Here is a 22,032-nt window from a genome sequence, read left to right as displayed (position 1 = left end):
GTGACACGATGAGCTTCGTCCTCCGACGAGCCGGGCAGGCCGCGATCGTTCTGATCGCGGCCTTCACGGCCACCTTCTTCCTGCTGCAGCTGCTGCCGGGCGACGCGATCCTGATCAAGTTCTCCGACCCCAGCCTCGGGCTGTCGCCGGACCAGCTCGACAGCATCCGCGCCACCTACGGCGCAGACCTGCCGTGGTGGGAGCAGTACGTGCACGCGGGACTCGGCTTCCTCGCCGGGGACTTCGGGTTCTCGACCCAGTTCGGCACCCCGGTGCTGACGATGCTGGGCGAAGCACTCCCCGCGACCCTGCTGCTCGCGTCGCTCGGACTCGTCGTGGCGCTGATCCTCGCCATCCTCATCGCCGGGCTCTCCTCACTCGCGCCGTTCGCCTGGCTGCGCGACGGCCTGCGTCAGGTGCCCGGGCTGTTCGTGGCGGTGCCGGTCTTCTGGCTCGGCATCCTGCTCATCCAGGTGTTCTCGTTCGGGCTCGGCTGGGTGCCGATCGTCGGCGCCGACCCGGTGGCCGGACTCGTCCTGCCGGTGCTCACCCTCGCCGTGCCGATCTCGGCCCCGCTGGCCCAGGTGCTGGTGCGCGCGATCGACCAGGTGCAGGCGCAGCCGTTCGTCACGGTGGTGCGGGCGAAGGGTGCTCCGCCGCTGTGGGTGCTCACCCGTTCGGTGGCCCGGAACGCCGCCGTGCCGACCCTGACCATCGCCGGTGTCCTGTTCGGCGAGCTCGTCGGCGGGGCCGTGGTGACCGAGACCGTGTTCGGCCGCACGGGCATCGGCCGCCTCACCGAGCAGGCCGTCGCGAACCAGGACATCCCGGTGCTGCAGGGCGTCGTGCTGCTGTCGGCCCTCGGCTTCGTGATCATCAGCTTCGCGGTCGACCTCGTGACGCCGCTCATCGACCCCCGCCAACGCACCGTCGCCCGCGCCTCGGCGCCCCGCGCACTCCAGGAGGCGACCGCATGACCGCTCCCGTGATCATCGATCCCGTGGTCGGGCCCGACCCGGCCGCGCCCGCGCATCCGGCCGCGACCGAGACCGAGAAGGCCCCTCGCCGCCGACTGCGTGGCCGCGCCTGGGGCCTGTACCTGGCCTACGCGGTCGTCGCGCTCGCCGTGCTCTGGGCCGTCATCCCCGGGGTTTTCGCCCCCGGCGACCCGCTCACGGGCGTCCCGGCCGACAAGCTGCTCGCGCCGAGTGCCGCGCACTGGTTCGGCACCGACACCCTCGGCCGCGATCTGTTCGGCCGGGTCGTGCACGGTGCGGTGCACTCGCTCTCGGGAGCGCTCATCGCCGTCACGGTCGGCCTCGCCCTCGGCACGCTGATCGGTGCGATCGCCGGTGCCGTCGGGGGTGTGGTCGACGACGTGCTGATGCGCGTGGTCGACGTGCTGCTCGCGATCCCCGGGCTGCTCCTCGCCCTCACCGTCATCATCCTGCTCGGCTTCGGCACGGTGAACGCCGCGATCGCGGTCGGTCTCGGGAGCGTCGCGGCGTTCGCCCGGCTCATGCGTGCCGAGGTCGCCCGCGTGCGCCGCACCGAGTACGTCGAAGCCGCCTTCGGTAGCGGCGGCACGTTCTTCACGGTCCTGCGCCGGCACGTGCTGCCCAACTCGCTGACGCCGATCGTCGCGCTCGCCGCACTGCAGTTCGGCACCGCGATCCTCGCGATCTCGACGCTCGGGTTCCTCGGCTACGGTGCGCCGCCGCCCACGCCGGAGTGGGGCCTGCTGATCGCCGACGGCCGCAACTACGTGGGGACCGCCTGGTGGCTCACCGCTCTTCCCGGTCTCGTCGTGGTCGTCGTCGTTCTCAGCGCCAACCGGATCAGCCACCGCATCGGAAGGAGCGCGAAGTGAGCACCGTCATCTCCGCCACCGACCTCCGGATCTCCTACGGCGACAAGGACCGCCGCCGCGAGGTCGTGCACGGCGTCTCGTTCGAGATCGCCGAGGGCGAGACCCTGGCGCTCGTGGGGGAGTCGGGTTCGGGCAAGTCCACCACCGCGCACGCCCTGCTCGGGCTGCTGCCCGAAGGCGGCCGCGTCGACGGCGGGCGGGTGCTGCTCGGCGACCTCGACATCTCGGGGTGGTCCGATCGTGCGCTGCGCGGCATCCGCGGTCCCGAGATCGGTCTCGTGCCGCAGGATCCGACCACCTCGCTCGACCCCGTGCGCACGATCGGTGCGCAGGTCGAGGAGATCCTCCGTCTGCACGGGCACCGGGATCGCCGGTCGCGGCGGGCGCGGGCCATCGAGCTGCTCGACCGTGTTGGCATCGACGACCCCGACCTGCGGGCGCGCCAGTATCCGCACGAGCTCTCGGGCGGCATGCGCCAGCGCGTGCTCATCGCCACCGCGATCGCCCTGCGGCCGCGGCTCCTGATCGCCGACGAGCCCACCAGCGCCCTCGACGCCACGGTGCAGCGCAAGGTGCTCGACCTGCTCGACGAGCTGCAGCGGGAGGAAGGCACCAGCATCCTGCTCGTGACCCACGACCTCGGTGTCGCGGCCGACCGGGCCGAGCGGCTCGTCGTGCTCAAAGACGGTCGCATCGTCGAGCAGGGCTCCAGTGAGGCGGTGCTCGCCGCACCGGCCGACCCGTACACGAAGCAGCTGCTCGCCGACGCTCCGGCGTTCGCGACAGGTTTCCGTCGGCCGGATGCCCCGCCGTTCCTGCGTGATGCCGCGGCGGTCGCTGCCGAGAACCCCTGGGCGATCGTGGCCGACGGACTCGTGAAGGAGTTCCGCGTCGCGGGGCGCGAGCGCTTCCGTGCCGTCGACGACGTGTCGTTCCGGGTGCGCAAGGGCACCACGCATGCGCTCGTGGGGGAGTCGGGCTCGGGCAAGACCACGACGGCACGGCTCATCACCCGCTTCCACCAGCCGGATGCCGGGACGGTCGAGGTCGACGGCGACGACGTGACCCACGCGAAGCGCGAGCAGCTGCGGGTGCTGCGCCGACGCATCCAGCTCGTCTACCAGAACCCGTTCGCCTCGCTCGACCCGCGCCAGCAGATCGCCGACATCGTCGCCGAGCCGCTGGTGAACTTCGGCGTGGGCAGTCGCACCGAGCGCCGCGAGCGCGCTCTCGCCCTCCTCGACCGGGTGTCGCTCCCCGCGGAGGTCGCACGGCGCACCCCGCGGGAACTGTCGGGCGGGCAGCGGCAGCGCGTGGCGATCGCCCGCGCGCTCGCGATCGACCCCGACATCGTGGTGCTCGACGAAGCGGTGTCGGCGCTGGATGTCACGGTGCAGGCCCGCATCCTCGAGCTGCTCACCTCGCTGCAGGCCGAGCTCGGGCTCACCTACCTGTTCATCTCGCACGACCTCGCGGTGGTGCGGCGGATCAGCCACACGGTCTCGGTGATGCGCCGCGGCCGGATCGTCGAGGAGGGGCAGACGGAAGACCTCTTCCGCGACCCGCAGCACGACTACACCCGGGAGCTGCTGGCCGCAGTGCCCGGAACCAGAGAAGTCTCCGGCATCAGAGAGGTACCCGCATGACCGCACCCACCGTCGCCTTCTTCACCCGACTGCTCGACGACGCCGCCCCTGCCGAGCGGTATGCGTTCGCGACCGCGCAGATCCAGCAGGCCGAGCGGCACGGCATCGGCCGGGCGTGGGTCGCGCAGCACCACTTCCACGCGGCCGAGGGCGGGCTGCCGTCGCCCCTGGTGTTCCTCGCGAACGTCGCCGCCGTGACTTCCACCATCCGTCTCGGCACCGGCGTGATCACGCTGCCGCTCGAGGACCCGGTGCGGGTGGCGGAGGATGCCGTGGTCGCCGATCTGCTCTCCGGGGGGCGCGTGGATCTGGGACTCGGCAGCGGCGGCACGCCCTCGTCGTTCGCGCCGTTCGGCGAGGACGTGCGCGACAAGGGACCGACCTACGACCGGAAGCTGCGGACACTGCTCGACGGTCTCGCCGGCCGTGACGTCGGTGCCGGCAACACCCTCTACCCGGATGCCGGAGACCTCGCCGACCGCGTCTGGCAGGCCACCTTCTCGGTGCCGGGCGGGCATCGGGCCGGTATCCACGGGCATGGGCTGCTGCTGTCTCGCACGCAACCGCGCAGTGCCGACCGGCTGCACGCACCGCTGTCTGCCCTGCAGGATCCGATCATCGACGCGTACCTCGAAGCGCTGCCGGAGGGGGTGGTGCCGCGGATCACCGCCTCGCGCACCGTGTTCGTGGCCGACGATCGTGCCGAGGCGCTGCGCTTCGCCGAGGTCGGTCTGCGCCGGGCGGCCGAGGGCTTCCGCCGTCAGGGCCAGACCATCCCGGGCGACAGCATCGACGAGCTGATCGCCGCACTCGACACGCACCTGGGGACACCGGAGCAGGTGGCGGAATCGCTCGCGGCCGACACCACCCTCGCCCGCGCGACCGAGGTGGCGTTCCAGGTGCACTCGGTCGATGCCCCGCACGAGCACGTGCTGCGCTCGATCGCGCTCTTCGCCGACGAGGTCGCCCCGGCCCTCGGCTACGCGCTGACCCCGACACCGCACGGAACCACTACCGACCAGAACCTCACCCTCAAGGAGAACGCATGACCGACGACATCGTGGACCGGATCGCGGAGGTGACGCCGGAGCTCGATGCCCTGCGCCGTCGCCGTCCGGTGACCAGGGAGCAGCTGCAGGCGAGCTTCGACGCCCTCTTCCAGCCGGTGAGCACGGAGCACGTCTCGCAGGCCGAACGCGAACTCGTGGCCGCCTTCGCCACCGGTCTCGCGGGAGCCGAAGACCCGACCGCCGAGTTCTACGCCGGTCGTGCGCAGGAGGCTGACGCCCAGCGCGCGGCCGTCGTGCTCGCGGAGGCCGCCCGGGCGGCGACCACCGGACCCTTCGGCGCCTACACCGAGCTCGGGCTGCAGGCCGAGAACACCGACGGGGTGCGCTACGTCCCCTCCGAGACTGTCATCGCCGCGGTGGGTGAGCGCCTCGCCGCCGCCCTCGCGCACACGCACCTCCTGGTGTTCCGCCCCCGCGAGGCTTCGGGCGCCGACCTCGGTCGCCTGCTCGACGCGGGCTGGTCGGCGGACGGCATCGTGACGCTGTCGCAGCTGGTGTCGTTCCTCGCCTTCCAGCAGCGCGTCGTCACCGGGCTCCACGTGCTCGCCGCTGCGGGCTTGACCGCCGAAAACTCCGAGGAGGAGGCCGCATGACCGCCGAACAGAGCGTGCTCCGGCACGACGACGCCCCGCACCCGCACGCGTTCACCCGCGGCGAGGTCGGATGGGTCCCGCACCTCGAGCCCCTCGCCGAGGAGGAGCTGACGGAGCGGCACTACGACGGCCTCGTCGATGCGGCTCGCGCGAAGAACGACTACTTCCGCCTGCTGGCCCGCGACCCCGAGGTGCTGAAGGCCCGCACCCTGGTCGACAAGGACATCTTCTACAACGCCGCGGAGGGTCTGCCGCGAGCCGACCGAGAGCTCGCCGCGACCGCGGCCTCCCGCCGCAACGGCTGCGTGTTCTGCGCCTCGGTGCACTCGCGCTTCGCCGCGCACCACAGCAAGCGCACGGACGACGTCGACCTGCTGCTCGACGAGGGCGTGGATGCGGACCTCGGCGAGCGCTGGAACGCCGTCGTCGCGGCATCCGTCGCCCTCACCGACACCCCGAACGCGTTCGGCGCGGACGAGATCGTGCGGCTGCGTGCCGCCGGGCTCGACGACCTGGAGATCTCGGACCTCATCCACGGCGCCGCGTTCTTCAACTGGGCGAACCGGCTGATGCTGTCGATCGGACGGCCGGTGGCTCCGGCCTGACCGCTCTGACGGCACCTCGCCGTCAGGGGACGAGGATGATCTTGCCCGAGGCGGCACCGGATTCCATGAGCTCATGGGCCTGCGCCGCCTCGGTCAGCGGCAGCTGGGGGCCGAGCTCGATCACGAAGTCACCGGCGTCGAGGAGGGCGATCGTCTCGGGGAGCGCCTCGGCGCGCCAGGCGAGTTCCTCTTCGGTCAGAGGGACCGGGGAGCCGCCGGAGAACGCGCGGATGCCGAAGGACGCGGAATCCGGGCCACGCACGATGGTGGCGATCCGGTCGCGGTCGGCGACCAGCGCGAGGGAGGTCTCGATCGCCTCGTCGGTGCCGGCGCAGTCCAGGGCCACGGTGACGGCCTCGGGTGCGGCGTCGCGCACGCGGTCGAGCAGGCCCTCGCCGTAGGCCACGGGGATCGCGCCGAGTTCGCGCAGCTGGTCGTGGCGGGCGGGGCTCGCCGTCGCGATCACGGTCGCACCCCAGGCCACCGCGAACTGCACGGCGGCCTGTCCGACCGAACCGGAGCCGCCGTGCACGAGCAGCACATCGCCCTCGGTGACCCCGAGTGAACGCAGCGACTGGTACGCGGTGCCCGCGGGGATCCCGATCGCCGCCCCCTCGGCGGTCGTGACGGAGTCGGGGAGCTTCGCGAGCTTCTCGGTGGAGATCGCAATTGCCGAGGCGTAGGTGCCGTGCGCGTCGCGGATCGCCACGCGGTCGCCGACCGCGAAGTCATCGACGCCCTCGCCGAGCAGCTCGACCACGCCGGCCCCGTCGAACCCGACAGGACGCGGTTCGGTGATCGGGGGAGACGGCCGCTTGGCACTCCGCAGCTTGGCGTCGATGGGATTCGCCCCCGCTGCCTCGATGCGCACCACGACCTCGCCGCGAGCCGCGACGGGATCGGGGATCTCCATCAGGTGCAGGACATCGGGGGAGCCGAATTCGGTGTAGACGATCGCGCGTGCCATGGATTCAGGCTACCCGCGCCACACGCCCGCCGTCGCGGATCAGCGCCCGGACAGCACCTTCATGATGCGCTGCGGCGACACCGGCTGCGCAGTGCCGAGGCGCTGCGCGAACACGCTGACGCGGTACTCCTCCAGCAGCCAGCGCACCTCGACGAGCGCAGGGGGAGCGTCGGACGGAAGCGGGGTGGTGCCTCCGGCATCCTCGAACGCCTTCGCCATCCGCTCGTACTCGGTCATGCGCGCACGATCCTTGCCCGGTTCGCTGCCGAGCGTCTTCAGTCGGTCGAGCATGCCTTCGAGGTAGCGCGGGAAGTGTGCGAGACGGTCGACTCCGGCCGCGGAGACGAAGCCCGGATGCAGCAGGCCGCTGAGCTGTGTGCGGATGTCGTTCAGCGGGCCGAGCAGGGCGAGCGAGTTCTGCGACTTGATGCCGCGTTCGACATCGCGGGACTTCGTCAGGATGCGGGCCACCAGTGAGACGCACGCGAAGAGCTGATCGACCAGTACGCCCGAGACGGCGTCGCGCACCCGGACGAAGTCGGCTTCGCTGCGCACGATACCGCCCGGCGCCGTCTGCTCGATGACCTGCCGCGCGACGGCCGCGCGGCAGTCCTCGATGAGGGCGGCGGCGGACTGGTACGGCGAGGCGGCGAGGGCGAGCTTCTCCTGGCTCGTCAGGTGCTCCTGCACGTACGACGAGGGGGAGGGGACGCCGAGCAGCACGAGCCGCAGCACGCCGTCGCGGGTGGCGGCGGCCGCGGCATCCGGGGTCGATTCGACGCGCACCGACACGGTCTTGCCCTGGTCGACGATCGCCGGGTAGCCGCGCACGACGCCGCCGGCGACACGCGTGTCGAGCACCTCGGGCAGGTCGCCGAAGGTCCACGCCGTGAGGCCGGTCTGTTCGATCGGTGCGGCAGCGACGCGCTCGGCACCACTGCGCTCAGCGCCGTTGCGGGCACCCTTGGCGCCGGACTTCGGCGGCGCAGCGATCGATCGCGCCACGCTGCTGCGCGCCCGGTCGGAGAGCTGCGCCTGTAGTGCCCGCAGGTCGCGACCCGAGCCGACCACCCGGCCGCGCTCGTCGACCGCGCGGAAGTTCATGCGCAGGTGTGGCGGCACGCGCTCGTCGTCGAAGTCGGCGGCGGACACGAGCTGGTTGGCGAGCGGCTGGATGAGCCGGGCCAGTGCCTCCTTGAGCGTGCGCGGCGGCAGGCCGCCGTGCGACTCCGGCCCCTGCTCGGCCAGCTCGGCACCGAATTTCTCGGCCCAGTCGGCGGCGGGCACGACATGGCGGCGGATGGCCTTGGGCAGGGCGCGCAGCAGCCCGGTGACGAGCTCGGCACGCAGGCCCGGAACCTGCCAGTCGAAGCCGCGGTCCTCGAGCTGCGCGAGCAGTGGCAGCGGCACGACCACGCTCACACCGTCGTCGTCGGCACCCGGTTCGAACCGGTACGCGAGGCCCAGCACCTGGTCGCCCTGCGTCCACCGCGTCGGGAACTCGCGCTGATCGGCGCGCTCCTCGTCGTCGATCAGGTCGCTCTCGCGCATGACGAGCAGCTTCGGCGTCGCGGCCATCGCCTCGCGCCACCAGCTCTCGAACGACCGCACGTCGAACACGTCGGCGGGAATGCGCTCGTCGTAGAACCGGAACACGGCCTCGTCGCCGGCGAGGATGTCGCGGCGGCGCTCGCGCTCCTCCAGCTTCTCGAGGCGCTTGCGCAGCTCGGCGTTGCTGCGCCAGAACGCGCTCACCCGCTTGTCGATCCGCGTCGGGTCCCACTCGCCCTCGACGAGTGCATGGCGCACGAAGAGCTCGCGCGAGGCGGCCCGGTCGATGCGCGCGAACTGCACACGGCGGCGCGGGATGATCTCGAGCCCGAACAGCGTGACCTTCTCGAAAGCGACGGCGGCGCCGGCATCCTTCGACCAGTGCGGCTCGGTCACCTGACGCTTGGCGAGGTCGCCGGCGAGGGGCTCGGCCCACGCCGGGTCGACCGCGGCGACCGTGCGCGCGAACGTGCGGGAGGTCTCCACGATCTCGGCCGCGATCACCGCGCGCGGACTCTTCTTGCGCAGTCCCGAGCCGGGGAAGATCGAGAAGCGGATACCGCGGGCGCCGCGGTACTCGGCGATGCGACGGCCCTTCGGCTCTTTCGCGGGGGAGTGCGACTTGCCCGCCGGGGCGGTGCGCTCGTCGAGGAGGCCGATCTGCGACAGGAGTCCCGACAGCAGGGCGCGGTGGATGGCGTCCGGGTCGCTCGTGCCGGTGTCGTCGCCGGTGCGGTCGGGCGTCTTCACGAGCGTGCGCAGCTGGCGGTGCACGTCGAACCACTCGCGCACCCGCACGTAGTTGAGGTGCTCCGAGCGGCACAGGCGACGGAACGCGCTCGAGCCGAGTTCGCGCTGCTGCTCGCGCAGGTGGTTCCAGAGGTTCAGCAGGGTCAGGAAGTCGCTGGTCGGGTCGACGAAGCGGGCATGCAGGCGGTCGGCCTCCTCGCGGCGCTCCTCCGGACGCTCCCGCACATCCTGGATCGTCATACCCGACACGATCGCGAGCACGTCACGGGTCACAGTGCCGACCGAGCCCCCGCGCCCCGCCTCGATCAGCATCCGCGCGAACCGCGGGTCGATCGGCATCCGCGAGATGTCGCGTCCGATGCGGGTGAGGTGCGGAGCGCCGTCGCGGCGGGACGGTTCGACCGCGCCGAGCTCGGTGAGCAGGTCGAACGCCGCCTTCACACCCCGCGAGTCGGGCGGGGTGAGGAAGGGGAATGCGGTGATGTCGCCGAAGCCGAGCGACAGCATCTGCAGGATCACGGAGGCGAGCGAGGTGCGCAGGATCTCGGGCTCGGTGTACTCCGGGCGCCGGTCGTAGTCCTCTTCCGAGTAGAGGCGGATCGCGATGCCGTCGCTGGTGCGGCCGGCGCGGCCGGATCGCTGGTTCGCCGAGGCCTGCGAGACGGCCTCGATCGGCAGCCGCTGCACCTTGGACCGGTTGCTGTAGCGCGAGATGCGTGCGGTGCCGGTGTCGATCACGTACTTGATGCCGGGCACCGTGAGGCTCGTCTCGGCGACGTTCGTGGCGAGGATGACGCGGCGGCGGACGCCCGCCGCCCTGCTGCGCTCGAACACGCGGTGCTGGTCGGCGGCGGAGAGCCGGCCGAACAGCGGCAGCACCTCGGTGGGGGCGCGGTCGTTCGCGTAGGCGCCGCGCACGGCGTCGGCCGCGTCCCGGATCTCGGCCTCGCCGGGGAGGAACACGAGCACATCGCCCGGCGCCTCGCGGTCGAGCTCGCGCAGGGCGGCGACGATGGCCGAGACCTCGTCCTCCGGCTCGGCCGGTGCGTCCTCGTCGTCCCCGTCTTCGACCTGTCCGCGGTAGCGGATCTCGACCGGATACGTGCGACCGGATACCTCGATGATCGGCGCCGGTGTGCCATCCGCTGCGGCGAAGTGCTTCGCGAAGCTCTCCGGGTCGATGGTCGCCGAGGTGATGATCACCTTGAGGTCGGGGCGCTCCGGCAGGATGCGGGCCAGGTAGCCGAGCAGGAAGTCGACGTTGAGGGAGCGTTCGTGCGCCTCGTCGATGATGATCGTGTCGTACCGGGTGAGCAGCCGGTCGCGGTGGATCTCGTTGAGCAGGATGCCGTCGGTCATCAGCGCGATGCGCGTGGCGTCGGACACCTTGTCGGTGAAGCGCACCTTGTAGCCGACGAGCGTGCCGAGCTCGACCTGGAGCTCTTCGGCGACCCGCTCGGCGATCGTCCGGGCGGCGAGGCGACGCGGTTGGGTGTGCGCGATGCGCTCCCGCCCGAGCTCGAGCGCGATCTTCGGCAGCTGGGTGGTCTTGCCCGACCCGGTGGCACCCGCGACGATCACGACCTGGTGGTCGCGGATGGCGTCGCCGATCTCGACCCGGGCAGCGCTGACGGGCAGCTCCGGGGGATAGGAGATCACGGGGGAGGACATAGCCCTCCATCGTATGACGGGAATCGCCCCCTACGATCATCTGGTGATCACCGCCGCAGCCCCCGTCCGCTGGTTCCGCGAGTTCGGGCGCCCGCCGCGCATCCTCGGTCTCGACGTCGCTCGCGGGCTGGCGATCCTCGGCATGGCCGGCGCGCACATCGGCGAGACCGAGGCGTTCGAGTGGACGAACCCGGCGACGTGGACCGACCTCGTGCACGGGCGGTCGTCGATCCTCTTCGCGCTGCTCGCCGGAGTGTCCATCGCGCTGATGACCGGACGCAGCGCGCTTCCGGAGCGCGAGCGCCTCCCGAGCATCCGCCTGAACCTCGTCGGGCGCGGGGCCGTGATCTTCCTCATCGGACTGGCGCTGGAGATGCTGAACACCCCGATCGCCGTGATCCTCACGCTCTACGGCATCCTCTATGTCGCGGTGATCCCGTTCCTCCGGTGGCGGCCGTGGCGGCTGCTGCTCGCCGCCGCCGCGCTCGCCCTGCTCGGCCCGGCGCTGCTGGCGTTCCTCGGAGCCGTGATGTTGCATCCCTTCGGCACCGGGATCGGCTTCGTGCTCTACGGCACCTACCCGATCACGGTGTGGCTGGCTCTCGTGCTCGGTGGCATGGCGCTGGGGCGGATGCACGTCGAGCGAGTCCGCACAGCCGTGATCGCGCTCGCGGTCGGCATCGTGCTCGCGGTGGTCGGCTACGGCCTCGGCGGCATCGGTCAGGCTGCGGGCCTCAGCACACCGGCGGAATACAGCAGCTCCTCGTTCGTCGACGGCTCGTCGTTCAGCGAAAGCTCCTTCGACGGGTCGTTCCCCGAGAGCGATGGCGGCGCGGTCTCGATGCCCAGCGGGTGGGAGGGGTATCCGCAGGCGCTGGAAGCGTCCGATCCGCTGGGCTCCGTGCTCGCGGCGGTGTTCGCGGTCGAGCCGCACAGCGGTGGCACGGCCGAGGTACTCGGCTCCGGCGGCTTCGCGCTGACCGTCATCGCCCTGTGCCTGCTGCTCAGCCGACCGCTGCGCTGGGTGCTGCTGCCGCTGGGCGCGCTGGGCTCCATGCCGCTGACGGCATACAGTGCGCACGTGCTGTCGATCGTCCTGTTCGGTGGGCCCGGCGGAATCTTCTCCAGCAACGAGTTCTGGGCCGCGACCGCCATCGGGCTGCTGGTGGTGACGACGCTCTGGTCGATGTTCTTCGGTCGAGGACCGCTGGAACGGCTGGTCGGCCGTGGGGCGGCCGCGATGGCACTTGTTTCCTCATCCCCGGCCTCGACGTCGGATGCCGGTCATAGGCTGGAGGGATGAGCATTCCTGCACTCGAACTGAACGACGGCAACTCCATCCCGCAGCTCGGCTACGGCGTCTTCAAGGTGCCGCCGGCAGAGACCGAGCGCGCGGTGAGCGAGGCGCTCGAGATCGGCTATCGGCACATCGACACCGCCGCCATCTACGGCAACGAAGAGGGCGTCGGCGCCGCGATCGCCGCGTCCGGCATCGCCCGCGACGAGCTGTTCATCACGACCAAGCTCTGGAACGACCGTCACCACGGCGACGAGCCGCGTGCGGCCATCGGCGAGAGCCTCGACAAGCTCGGCCTCGAGAAGGTCGACCTGTACCTGGTGCACTGGCCGGCCCCCGCGATCGGCGACTACCTGCACGCGTTCACGAAGCTCATCGAGCTGCGTGAGGCGGGTCTCACCCGCAGCATCGGCGTCTCGAACTTCCTGGTGCCGCACCTCGAGCGCGTGGTGAAAGAGACCGGCGTGGTGCCGGCCGTGAACCAGATCGAGCTGCACCCGGCCTACCAGCAGCGCGACGTGGTCGCCTGGGCCGGCGAGCACGGCATCAAGATCGAGGCCTGGGGTCCGCTCGGGCAGGGCAAGTACGACCTGTTCGGCACCCCGGCGGTGGCAGATGCCGCGGCCGCGCACGGGGTCACCCCCGCGCAGGCCGTGCTGCGCTGGCACCTGCAGAAGGGGATCATCGTGTTCCCGAAGTCGGTGCGCGCCGAGCGCCTGCGCGAGAACCTCGACGTCTTCGGCTTCGAGCTGACCGACGCCGAGATCGCCGCGATCGACGCCCTCGACCCGCTCGACGGCTCGGGCCGCGTCGGCTCGCACCCGGACGAGGTCAACTGACCCGGGTGATCGGATCGGGCCCCCGGCCTACATGACGCCCCGTGTCGCTCCGCGCGACATGGGGCGTCGTCGTGAGTAGCTTCGAGGCATGACAGCTCCGTTCCGCGTCGTGGCCGTGTCGGGATCCCTGCACGAGCCGAGCAAGACGACCGCCCTCGTCCGCGCGATCACGGCCGCCGTCGCCGAGCGCGCCGAGGTCGAGTCGCAGCTCATCGAGCTCACGCAGATCGGCCCGGGCCTCGCGGGCGCGCTCCAGCGCGACCAGCTGCCGCCGGAGGTCGAGGCGCAGCTGCAGGCGATCGAGTCTGCCGACCTGCTGATCGTGGGCAGCCCCGTCTATCGGGCCTCGTTCACCGGTCTTTTCAAGCACCTCTTCGACTTCGTCGGCCAGTACGACCTGGTGGGCAAGCCCGTGCTGCTCGCGGCGACCGGCGGCGGCGAGAAGCACGCGCTGATCATCGAGCACCAGCTGCGGCCGCTGTTCGCATTCTTCCAGGCGCTCACCCTCCCGGTCGGCGTCTACGCGAGCAGCACCGACTTCGACGGCTACGAGATCGCCTCGGATGTGCTGCAGGCGCGCATCTCTCTCGCCGCCGAGCGTGCCCTGCCGCTCGTGGGTTACGCGGCTTCGCGCCCCGTCGAGCTCCTGGTCGGCTGACCGCGCACGTTCTGCGCGGCGTAGCGTGAGGGTATGACGAACCGGCTCGCCGACACGCTCAGTCCGTACCTCCGCCAGCACGCCGAAAACCCGGTCGACTGGTACCCGTGGGGCGAAGAGGCGTTCGCGGAGGCCGAGCGCCGCGACGTGCCGCTGCTGATCTCGATCGGCTACTCGACCTGCCACTGGTGCCACGTGATGGCGCGGGAGTCCTTCGCCGATCCGGATACTGCCGCCCTCATCAACGACGGCTTCGTCGCGGTGAAGGTCGACCGCGAGGAGCATCCGCAGGTCGATGGCGCCTATATGGCCGCAGCCTCCGCCTTCACGCAGAACCTCGGCTGGCCGCTCACGGTCTTCACCACGCCCCGAGGACGCACGTTCTACGCCGGCACCTACTGGCCGCCGGAGGCCCGCGGCCAGATGCCCGGCTTCCGCGATGTGCTCGCCGCAGTGCGCGAGGCATGGGCCGTGCGGCGGGAACAGGCCGAGGAGTCGGCGGATGCCGTGACCGACGCCCTCGCCCGCGCAGCGGAGTCCACGCCGTCGGACCTGCCCGACGTGGTGGCGATCGCGACGGCGGCCGAGACGATCGCGCAACGGGAGGACCGCGTCTACGGAGGTTTCGGCGGCGCCCCGAAGTTCCCCGTCGCCACGACGCTGCGGTTCCTGCAGCATCCGCTGGTGCGGGAGGGCGCTCCGCAGGCCGCGGCTTCGGCAGCACGGGCGCTCGCCGCGATGGCGGGTTCCGACCTCCGCGATGCCGACGGCGGCTTCTTCCGATACGCCACCCAGCGCGACTGGACGGTGCCGCACTACGAGCGGATGCTCACCGACAACGCACAGCTGCTCGACATCGCGCTGGCGGCGGGGGACGACTCGACTGTGCGCGGGATCGCCGCCTTCCTGATCGACGTGCTCCGTCGCGACGGCGGCGGCTTCGGTGCCGCGCAGGATTCCGAGTCGACGATCGACGGCGCCCGCAGCGAGGGCGGCTACTACCTTCGTCCGGTCGCCGACCGCGCGGACCTGGAGCCGCCGGACGTCGACGGCAAGGTGATCACCGGGTGGAACGGCCTGGCGATCGGCGCGCTGTCCCGGGCGGGTGCGGCATTCGGCGAGCGGGCCTGGATCGATGCCGCCGCTGCTGCCGCCGACCACGTGCTGCGGGTCAACCGGAACGCCGCCGGCGCGCTCGTCCGCACATCGCTCGACGGCCGCGCATCCGCCGCCGTCACGACCCCCGCCGATCTCGGACTCCTCGCCGACGGCCTGTTCGCCCTCGCCCTCGCGACGGGGGCGGCGGAGTGGGCTGTCACGGCACGAGGCATCCTCGACGACGCTCTCGCCGGCACCGGTGGCGACGATCCGCTGCTCTCGGCGCAGGGCATCGCGACCTCGCCCGACCAGACCGACGGCGACCTGCCCTCCGATGCCGCAGCCGTCGCCGGTGCCGCGCTCACCGCCTGGTGGCTGGGCGCGGGGGACCGGTACCGCGAGGCCGCCGCCGCGACCGTGAGCGCCCTCGCGTCGCGTTCGCTGGAGCAGCCGTTCGCCCACGGCACCCTGCTGCGGGTGGCCGCGGGCCTCGCCCTCCCTCCCCGGCAGCTCGTGGTGATCACCGCCGACCGTGACGGTGCGCTCGCCGCCGCCGCCCGGGGTGCGGACGCCGAGGTCATCGCCGTCGTCAGCCCCGCGCAGGCGCAGGCTTTCGCCGAAGCCGGGTTCGAGCTGTTCGAGGGCAAGGATGCGTCCGCCGAACGCGCCTACGACTGCCGCGCGTTCGTGTGCCAGCTGCCCGTGAGCGACCCGGCCGAGGTCTCGATCGCGCGCTGACGTCAGCCACGGTTGCGGGTGCACAATCTGCACAGCAATCGCCTCGCAAAACCCGTCCGGTTGCGCGGGTTGCGCAGCATTCGGTGCACCGATTGCTCAGTGCCGGGCATCCGTTCTACTGTTGCGCGACCCCACCCGCGATCACAGCAAGGATGCTCTGACGATGCCCCTCCCCACCCGTGCCGGACTCGACGCCGTTCCCGCGTACCGTCAGGGGCGCTCCGCTCCGGCCGGTGCCTCCAAGCTCTCCTCGAATGAGTCGCCGCATCCGCCGCTTCCTTCGGTCGCCCAGGCCGTGCGCGATCGGATCGACGGCATCAACCGCTACCCGGACATGAGTGCCGCCGTCCTCCGCGAACGGCTCGCTGCCCGCTATGGCGTCGACCCGGCTGAGGTCACCGTCGGTGCGGGATCGGTCGAGATCGCCTCCCAGCTCATCCACGCGGTGGCCGGTGACGGCGACGAGGTGATCTTCGCCTGGCGTTCATTCGAGGCGTATCCCTCGCTGGTCCGCATCGCCGGGGCCACGCCCGTGGCCGTGCCGCTCGATGCCGATCACGCGCACGACCTCGACGCGATGCTCGCCGCGATCACCCCGCAGACGCGGCTGATCTTCGTGTGCAACCCGAACAACCCGACCGGAACCGTGGTCGGCGCCGACGAGCTGGAGCGCTTCGTCGCCGCCGTGCCGCAGGACGTGCTCGTGGTGATCGACGAGGCGTACGTGCACTTCGACACGACCGAGAGCCGCGGCGCCGGTATCGAGCTGTTCCGTCGGCATCCGCACGTGGCCGTCCTGCACACGTTCTCCAAGGCCTACGGGCTCGCCGGGCTGCGCATCGGCTACGCGATCGCCCCCGTCGCCGTCGCCGAGAACCAGCGCAAGGTCGCCGTGCCGTTCGGTGTGACCGACCTCGCCCAGACGGCCGCCCTCGCCTCGCTGGATGCCGAAGACGAGCTCGCGGTACGCATCGGTGAGGTGATCGAGCAACGCGACCGCCTGCACGACGTGCTCACCGCGGCCGGTTGGCCCGCCGTCCCCTCGCAGGCGAACTTCGTCTGGGTGCCGTCGGGTGACCGCACGGCGGAGCTCGAGGAACTGCTGCAGGCCGGCGGCGTGGTCGCCCGGGCCTTCGCCGGCGAGGGGATCCGCATCTCCTCCGGCTCTCCGACCGACATCGACCGCGTCGAGCAGGCGCTCGCCGCCGCGCGTGTGGAGGTCGGCGCGTGACCGGCGACCGCGCGACAGAACTCCCGCCCACCACGACGACCACCAAGGGTCTGCATCCGGGGTTGACCCGCCGCCAGATCTCGATGATGGGGCTCGGCGGCGCGATCGGCGCCGGCCTGTTCGTCGGTTCGGGCCAGGCGATCAGCATCGCCGGTCCCGCCGTCTTGGTCTCGTATCTCGTGGCCGGTGGCATCGTCGTGCTCGTGATGGCGATGCTCGCCGAGATGGTCGCGGCGCGACCGAGCTCCGGCGCTTTCAGCTCGTACGCGCAGAAGGCGATGGGCCGCAGCGCCGGCAGTGCGGTCGGATGGCTCTACTGGATCCAGCTGGTCGTCGTGATCGCCGCCGAGGCGACGGGTGCCGGGGCGATCGTGGCGAACTGGACCCCCGGCATCCCCGCCTGGGTGTGGGTGCTGATCTTCGTCGTGGCGCTCACCGCCGTGAACCTGTTCGGTGTGCGCAACTACGGCCGCTTCGAGTTCTGGTTCGCGGCCATCAAGGTCGCCGCGATCATCGCCTTCCTGATCGTGGGCGTGTGCGCGATCGTCGGACTCATCCCCGGCGTGCCGGCGACCGGCATCGCGAACCTCGTCGACAACGGCGGCTTCGCCCCGAACGGCATCGCCGGCGTCGCGGGCGCCCTGCTCATCGTGGTGTTCGCGTTCGGAGGCACCGAGGTCGTCGCGATCGCCGCTGCCGAGTCGAACGACCCCGCGCACAACATCCGCCGCATCGTGCGCGAGGTGCTGGTGCGCATCCTTGTCTTCTACGTCGGATCGATCTTCGTGATCGTCGCGGTGCTGCCGTGGAACGATCCCGCGGTCAAGGACGGCCCGTTCTCGGCGGTGCTCGAGACCCTGAATGTGCCCGGCGTCGGTCTCGTGATGGACCTGATCGTGATCATCGCGCTGCTGTCGGCCATGAACGCGAACATCTACGGCGCCTCCCGTATGGCCTACTCGCTGGGGGAGCGCGGACTCGCTCCGCTGGCCGCCACCCGCACGAGCCTCAAGGGTGTGCCGTTCGTCGCCGTGCTGGCCTCGGTCGCCTTCGGCTTCGTGACGGTCGGCCTCAACTGGGCGTTCCCCGACGTCGTCCTCCCCGCGCTCCTGAACGTGGTCGGCTCGACGCTGCTCGTGATCTGGACGGCCACGGCGGTCGCGCAGATCATCCTCCGCACCCGCGCGGATCGCGCGGGCGAGGAGATGCCGATGCGGATGTGGGGCTTCCCATGGTTGTCGTGGCTGTGCCTGGTGCTGCTCGCCGCGGTGATCGCACTCGCGATGATCGACCCGGCCGCGCGCATCCAGCTGCTTTTGACTCTCGCCCTCACCGGTGTGCTCCTCCTCGTCGCCCGTGCGACCAGGGGATACGCGCGGGCCGGCGTGCCGCGGGAGTAGCCGATGCGCATCGATCGCCTCGACGCCCAGCTCATCCGGCTGCTCACCGAGTCGCCGCAGCTGCCGATCCTGGAGGTCGCGCGGCGTCTCGGGATCGCCCGCGGCACCGCGACGAGCCGTCTCGCGCGCCTCCACGAGGGCGGGGTGATCGAGGCGATCGTGCCGCGCGTCGACCCGGCCGGTTTCGGCTACGGCGTGGTCGCCTTCTGCCTGGTCGAGATCGATCAGAAGGTCGGGCACGACGAGGTGGCGACGGCCCTCGCGAACGCGGTGCCCGAGATCGTCGACATGCACACGGTCACGGGCGCCAGCGACATGCAGCTGCGGCTGGTCGCGCGGGATGCCACGCGGCTGCAGGAGGTGCTCGACCGGGTCGCACTGGTGCCCGGCGTCGCCCGGACGGCGTCGTCGATCGCGATGCGCACCCACCTGTCGGGGCGGGTGCTGCCGCTGGTGGACCACGTCGCGACGGACGATCCCGCCTAGCGCCTCACACCCTCACACCCAGCCGGGCAGCCAGTTGTGCAGCAGCCAGAACTCGTACGGCACGCTCATCCCGGTCCACAGCGGCAGGAAGAACGCCGAGACCAGCACGACGAACGTGAGGAAGATGATCACCGTGCGCTCGCCGGACTGCCGCCGGTACAGCGGATCCTCCCGCTTGCCGGCGATGATCCGCAGCGTCATCGCCAGGGCGAGCACGAGGAACGGCATCATCACCACCGTGTAGAACTGGAAGATCGTGCGCTCGGGGAACATCAACCACGGCAGGTAGGTGACCGCGAGGCCCACGAGCGGAACGGTCAGCTCCGGCCCGACCGGCTGCCGCGTGATCCAGCTCCGCACCAGGCGATAGATCAGGTAGACGGCCGCCGCGACCCCGCCGTACCAGATGAGCGGATTGGGGATGGCCGAGATCACGCCGATGCAGTGATCCGTGCCGCAGCCCGAGGGGGAGGGGTCGACCCAGACGGCGGTCGGGCGCAGCAGCAGAGGCCACTCCCACGCGGGGCTCGCGTAGGGGTGCCCGCGGCTCAGGCCGACGTGGAATCCGAGCATCGACTCGTGGTACTTCCACAGCGCGAGCAGGGGGTTGGTGTCGCTCTTGCGGTCATAGCCGCCGGCGGTCACGAGCCAGCCGGTCCAGCTGATGAGGTAGACCGCGAGAGCCGGGAAGACGAGCAGCACGAAGGAGACCGGGCCCTGGCGGAACGCGGCGGCCGTCGGCCACAGCACCACGCCGGCGCGGCGCCGAGCCAGCGCATCGGTGATCACGACGTACAGCCCGAAGCCGGCGAGAACGTAGAGTCCCGACCACTTCACGGCGCACGCCGCGCCCAGGGCGAGTCCCGCGGCGACCAGCCACGGACGGCGCCACAGGACGGGCCCCCAGAACGGGTCCGGCGCGTCGAGGTCGCGTCTCTCGAGCACCGGGATCGTCCGCTGCCGGTCGATCAGCACGAACAGCACGCCCAGCAGGATGAAGAACGTCAGGATGCCGTCGAGCAGGGCGATCCTGCTCATCACGATGCTGAGTCCGTCGATCGCGAGCAGGGTTCCGGCCACGCTCGCGACGACCACCGAACCGCTGAGGCGCCGGGCGATCAGGTACACCAGCAAGACGGATGCCGTGCCGAAGAGGGCCGTGGCCAGCCGCCAGCCGCCGCTGTTCTCCGGGCCGCCGATCGCCATGCCCAGCGCGATCAGCCACTTGCCCAGCGGCGGATGCACGATGAACGCACCCTGGTCGGAGAGCGGAAGATCCTCGCCGGTCGGGAACGCCTGGTTCGCGCCGTCGCCCCAGGTGCCTTCATAGCCCAGGGTCCACAGCGACCAGGCATCCTTGACGTAGTAGGTCTCGTCGAATGCCAGTTCGTGCGGATGGGCGACGCCGATCAGCCGCAGGACCGCGGCCAGGGCGGTGATGACCAGCGGGGCGAGCCAGCGGATCGCCCGCCCCCAGTCGGGGGCGAGGAGCACCCGATCGCGAAGCCGTCCGTAGCGCGTCAGCCGTGCCTCGGGAGCAGGGAGCAGGGGTACGGGCGCGGTCACCGGTCCAGCCTAGACAACGCGCCTAAGCTGGGCGGGTGATCATCCTCGCCGCCACTCCGATCGGAAATCTCGGCGACGCGTCTCGCCGCCTGGTGGAGGTGCTGGAGAACGCCGAGGTCGTCGTCGCGGAAGACACCCGCACCACGGTGCGGCTCCTGAAGGCGCTGCAGATCGAAAACCGTCCACGTCTGATCGCGCTGCACGACCACAACGAGAAGCAGAAGGCGGCAGAACTGGCCGCCCTCGCCGCGGAGACCGACATCGTCGTGATGAGCGACGCCGGGATGCCGACCGTGAGCGACCCGGGTTACGGGCTCGTCGCCGAAGCCGTGGCGCAGGGCGTCACGGTGACGGCGATCCCCGGTCCGAGTGCGGTGCTGATGGCGCTCGCGATCTCGGGCCTCCCCACCGACCGTTTCACGTTCGAGGGCTTCCTGCCGCGCAAGCCGGGGGAGCGCCGCTCGACGCTCCGCGCCCTCGCCGCGGAGCCCCGCACCATGGTGTTCTTCGAGTCCCCGGCCCGCCTCGCGAGTGCGCTCGCCGACATGGGTGCGGCGTTCGGCGACGAGCGGCGGATCGCGGTGTGCCGCGAGCTCACGAAGCTGTACGAGGAGGTGCGTCGCGGCACGGCATCCGAGCTGGTCGCCTGGGCCGAGAACGGCGTCAAGGGTGAGATCGTCGTCGTCGTCGAGGGTGCTTCCCGCCGCGACGCCTCCCCGGAGGACGCGCTCGCCCAGGTGCAGAAACTCGTCGCCGACGGCATCCGCCTGAAGGATGCCGCCTCCGAGGTGGCCGCGCTCACCGGTCTCTCCTCCCGCGACCTCTACCAGGCCGCGTTGGCCGCCCGCTCCGGAGGGGCATGACCGTGAGCAAGGCGGCGACCGTGTACGACGTGGCCGATCGGGCGGGTGTGTCCATCGCCACCGTGTCGCGCGTGCTGCGCTCGCCGGATGCGGTGCGCCCGGTCACCCGGGAGCGCGTGCTCGATGCCGTGTCCGCGCTGGGCTATGTGCCCAGCGGCAGTGCCCGAGGTCTCGCGGAGCGCCGCACCGGGGTGCTCGGGCTGTATTTTCCCGGGTTCGACGCCGCGGAAGACGCTCCGCCGCTGGACGTGCTCTCCGACGCCGATGCGCCGCCGTTCGCGATCGTCCGCGATGACGCGGATGCCGACGACGGCCACACCTCGATGCTCTTCCTCGACGAGGTGCTGCGCGGCGCGGAGCTGGAGGCGTGGAAGCAGGGTTTCGTGCTCATGGTCGGCGTCGGACGCGACGATCCCGACCGGTCGACGGTGCGCGACATGGCCGGCCGCGTCGACGGCCTCATGGTGCTCGCGAGCAGTGTGCCCGACGACGTGCTGGCGCGCCTCGCCCGGCGGATCCCGGTCGTGGTGCTCTCCGGGCCGCCGCGCGGCGACCACTACGACCACGTCACCGTGAGCAACGCCGAGGCGATGGCCGAGCTGACCCGGCACGTCCTTGACCAGGTGGGGGACGGGCGGCTCGCCTTCCTCGCCGGACCGGCGGACTCTCCGGACGGCCTGCAGCGGTGGGAGGGTTTCGCGGCGGCGGTCACGGCTGCCGGCCGCTCCCTCGACGACGTGTCCGTTCTCCGCGGCGACTTCACGCGCGGATCCGGCCGTCGTGCCGCCGAGGAACTCGTCGCATCCGGGGCTCCCGCGGCCCTGATCGCGGCGAACGACCAGATGGCGCTCGGCGCGCTCGATGTGCTGCGCGGCGCCGGCATCCGCGTGCCGGACGACGTTCTCGTGACCGGGTTCGACGGCATCGAGGCGGCGGCGCTGTCCCGCCCCCCGCTCACCACGATCCGCCAGCCCATGATCGACCTGGGGAGGGCAGCGGTGCAGGTGCTCGCCCGCCGCCTGGAGAACGTGGACGCCGAGCCGGTACTGGCCCGTCTGCCGCTGCAGATCATCCTGCGCGAGAGCTCGCAGCGCTCCGTCTGACCCGCGCGTCCCACGCCGGTCTGCCGGTGT

The 22,032-nt window shown here is 71.4% G+C and carries 18 protein-coding genes; 15 read left to right on the top strand and 3 right to left on the bottom strand.

Annotation, left to right across the window (positions count from 1 at the left end):
* Window positions 1-8 precede the first annotated feature (8 nt).
* The 6 genes from J7E45_RS17410 to J7E45_RS17385 are packed head-to-tail and all read left to right on the top strand — an operon-like array spanning window position 9 to window position 5,784.
* On the top strand, window positions 9-977 hold the full coding sequence (locus J7E45_RS17410; RefSeq protein WP_215071006.1) for an ABC transporter permease: 969 nt from the start codon (window positions 9-11) through the stop codon (window positions 975-977).
* Entirely contained in the window at window positions 974-1,870 is an 897-nt protein-coding gene (locus J7E45_RS17405; protein ID WP_167634536.1) for an ABC transporter permease, read from the top strand. Before J7E45_RS17410 ends, J7E45_RS17405 begins: the two co-directional genes overlap by 4 nt.
* The gene (locus J7E45_RS17400) at window positions 1,867-3,516 is read left to right on the top strand and encodes an ABC transporter ATP-binding protein (RefSeq protein WP_215071004.1); all 1,650 of its coding nucleotides are present in this window, start codon (window positions 1,867-1,869) and stop codon (window positions 3,514-3,516) included. The genes J7E45_RS17405 and J7E45_RS17400 overlap by 4 nt, the downstream gene beginning before the upstream one ends.
* Window positions 3,513-4,565, top strand: coding sequence for a putative FMN-dependent luciferase-like monooxygenase (locus tag J7E45_RS17395; protein WP_251054559.1), 1,053 nt, complete (start codon window positions 3,513-3,515; stop codon window positions 4,563-4,565). The genes J7E45_RS17400 and J7E45_RS17395 overlap by 4 nt, the downstream gene beginning before the upstream one ends.
* On the top strand, window positions 4,562-5,179 hold the full coding sequence (locus J7E45_RS17390; RefSeq protein ID WP_215071002.1) for a CMD domain protein: 618 nt from the start codon (window positions 4,562-4,564) through the stop codon (window positions 5,177-5,179). The genes J7E45_RS17395 and J7E45_RS17390 overlap by 4 nt, the downstream gene beginning before the upstream one ends.
* Entirely contained in the window at window positions 5,176-5,784 is a 609-nt protein-coding gene (locus J7E45_RS17385; protein ID WP_215071000.1) for an alkylhydroperoxidase domain protein, read from the top strand. The genes J7E45_RS17390 and J7E45_RS17385 overlap by 4 nt, the downstream gene beginning before the upstream one ends.
* A 22-nt stretch (window positions 5,785-5,806) precedes the next feature.
* Here the strand turns inward: J7E45_RS17385 and J7E45_RS17380 are convergent, their stop codons facing one another.
* Entirely contained in the window at window positions 5,807-6,751 is a 945-nt protein-coding gene (locus tag J7E45_RS17380) for an NADP-dependent oxidoreductase (protein WP_091031112.1), read from the bottom strand.
* Window positions 6,752-6,790: 39 nt separating this feature from the next.
* Entirely contained in the window at window positions 6,791-10,723 is a 3,933-nt protein-coding gene (hrpA, locus tag J7E45_RS17375; RefSeq protein WP_215070998.1) for an ATP-dependent RNA helicase HrpA, read from the bottom strand.
* Between the two features lie 43 nt (window positions 10,724-10,766).
* On the opposite strand from hrpA, the gene J7E45_RS17370 reads away from it, so the two are divergent.
* The 7 genes from J7E45_RS17370 (at window position 10,767) to J7E45_RS17340 (ending at window position 18,470) form a co-directional block, all read left to right on the top strand.
* Window positions 10,767-12,026 carry a heparan-alpha-glucosaminide N-acetyltransferase domain-containing protein gene (locus tag J7E45_RS17370; RefSeq protein ID WP_308162185.1) on the top strand — a complete coding sequence of 420 codons (1,260 nt, stop codon included), beginning with the start codon at window positions 10,767-10,769 and terminating at the stop codon, window positions 12,024-12,026.
* A complete protein-coding gene (locus tag J7E45_RS17365) occupies window positions 12,023-12,859 on the top strand; it encodes an aldo/keto reductase (RefSeq protein WP_215070994.1) in 837 nt (278 codons plus the stop codon). Before J7E45_RS17370 ends, J7E45_RS17365 begins: the two co-directional genes overlap by 4 nt.
* Window positions 12,860-12,947: 88 nt before the next feature.
* On the top strand, window positions 12,948-13,517 hold the full coding sequence (gene msuE / locus J7E45_RS17360) for an FMN reductase (protein WP_215070991.1): 570 nt from the start codon (window positions 12,948-12,950) through the stop codon (window positions 13,515-13,517).
* Window positions 13,518-13,550: 33 nt separating this feature from the next.
* Window positions 13,551-15,353, top strand: a complete 1,803-nt coding sequence (locus J7E45_RS17355) for a DUF255 domain-containing protein (RefSeq protein ID WP_215070989.1) — start codon at window positions 13,551-13,553, stop codon at window positions 15,351-15,353.
* Window positions 15,354-15,516: 163 nt separating this feature from the next.
* Window positions 15,517-16,584, top strand: coding sequence for a histidinol-phosphate transaminase (hisC, locus tag J7E45_RS17350; RefSeq protein WP_215070987.1), 1,068 nt, complete (start codon window positions 15,517-15,519; stop codon window positions 16,582-16,584).
* Window positions 16,581-17,984: an amino acid permease gene (locus J7E45_RS17345; RefSeq protein WP_215070985.1), complete on the top strand. Its 1,404-nt coding sequence runs from the start codon at window positions 16,581-16,583 to the stop codon at window positions 17,982-17,984. The genes hisC and J7E45_RS17345 overlap by 4 nt, the downstream gene beginning before the upstream one ends.
* A 3-nt stretch (window positions 17,985-17,987) precedes the next feature.
* On the top strand, window positions 17,988-18,470 hold the full coding sequence (locus tag J7E45_RS17340; RefSeq protein ID WP_091031088.1) for an Lrp/AsnC family transcriptional regulator: 483 nt from the start codon (window positions 17,988-17,990) through the stop codon (window positions 18,468-18,470).
* A gap of 12 nt (window positions 18,471-18,482) precedes the next feature.
* Here the strand turns inward: J7E45_RS17340 and J7E45_RS17335 are convergent, their stop codons facing one another.
* Entirely contained in the window at window positions 18,483-20,036 is a 1,554-nt protein-coding gene (locus J7E45_RS17335) for a dolichyl-phosphate-mannose--protein mannosyltransferase (RefSeq protein ID WP_215070983.1), read from the bottom strand.
* A gap of 35 nt (window positions 20,037-20,071) precedes the next feature.
* On the opposite strand from J7E45_RS17335, the gene rsmI reads away from it, so the two are divergent.
* Together rsmI and J7E45_RS17325 are read left to right on the top strand one after the other, a co-directional pair.
* A complete protein-coding gene (rsmI, locus tag J7E45_RS17330; RefSeq protein ID WP_091031082.1) occupies window positions 20,072-20,899 on the top strand; it encodes a 16S rRNA (cytidine(1402)-2'-O)-methyltransferase in 828 nt (275 codons plus the stop codon).
* The gene (locus J7E45_RS17325) at window positions 20,896-22,002 is read left to right on the top strand and encodes a LacI family DNA-binding transcriptional regulator (RefSeq protein WP_215070981.1); all 1,107 of its coding nucleotides are present in this window, start codon (window positions 20,896-20,898) and stop codon (window positions 22,000-22,002) included. Before rsmI ends, J7E45_RS17325 begins: the two co-directional genes overlap by 4 nt.
* Window positions 22,003-22,032 lie beyond the last annotated feature (30 nt).

Origin of the sequence: Microbacterium sp. ISL-59 (genome assembly GCF_018613945.1) — a bacterium.
Classification (GTDB): Bacteria; Actinomycetota; Actinomycetes; order Actinomycetales; family Microbacteriaceae; genus Microbacterium; species Microbacterium oxydans_B.
This window is presented reverse-complemented; position numbering and strand designations above follow the sequence as displayed.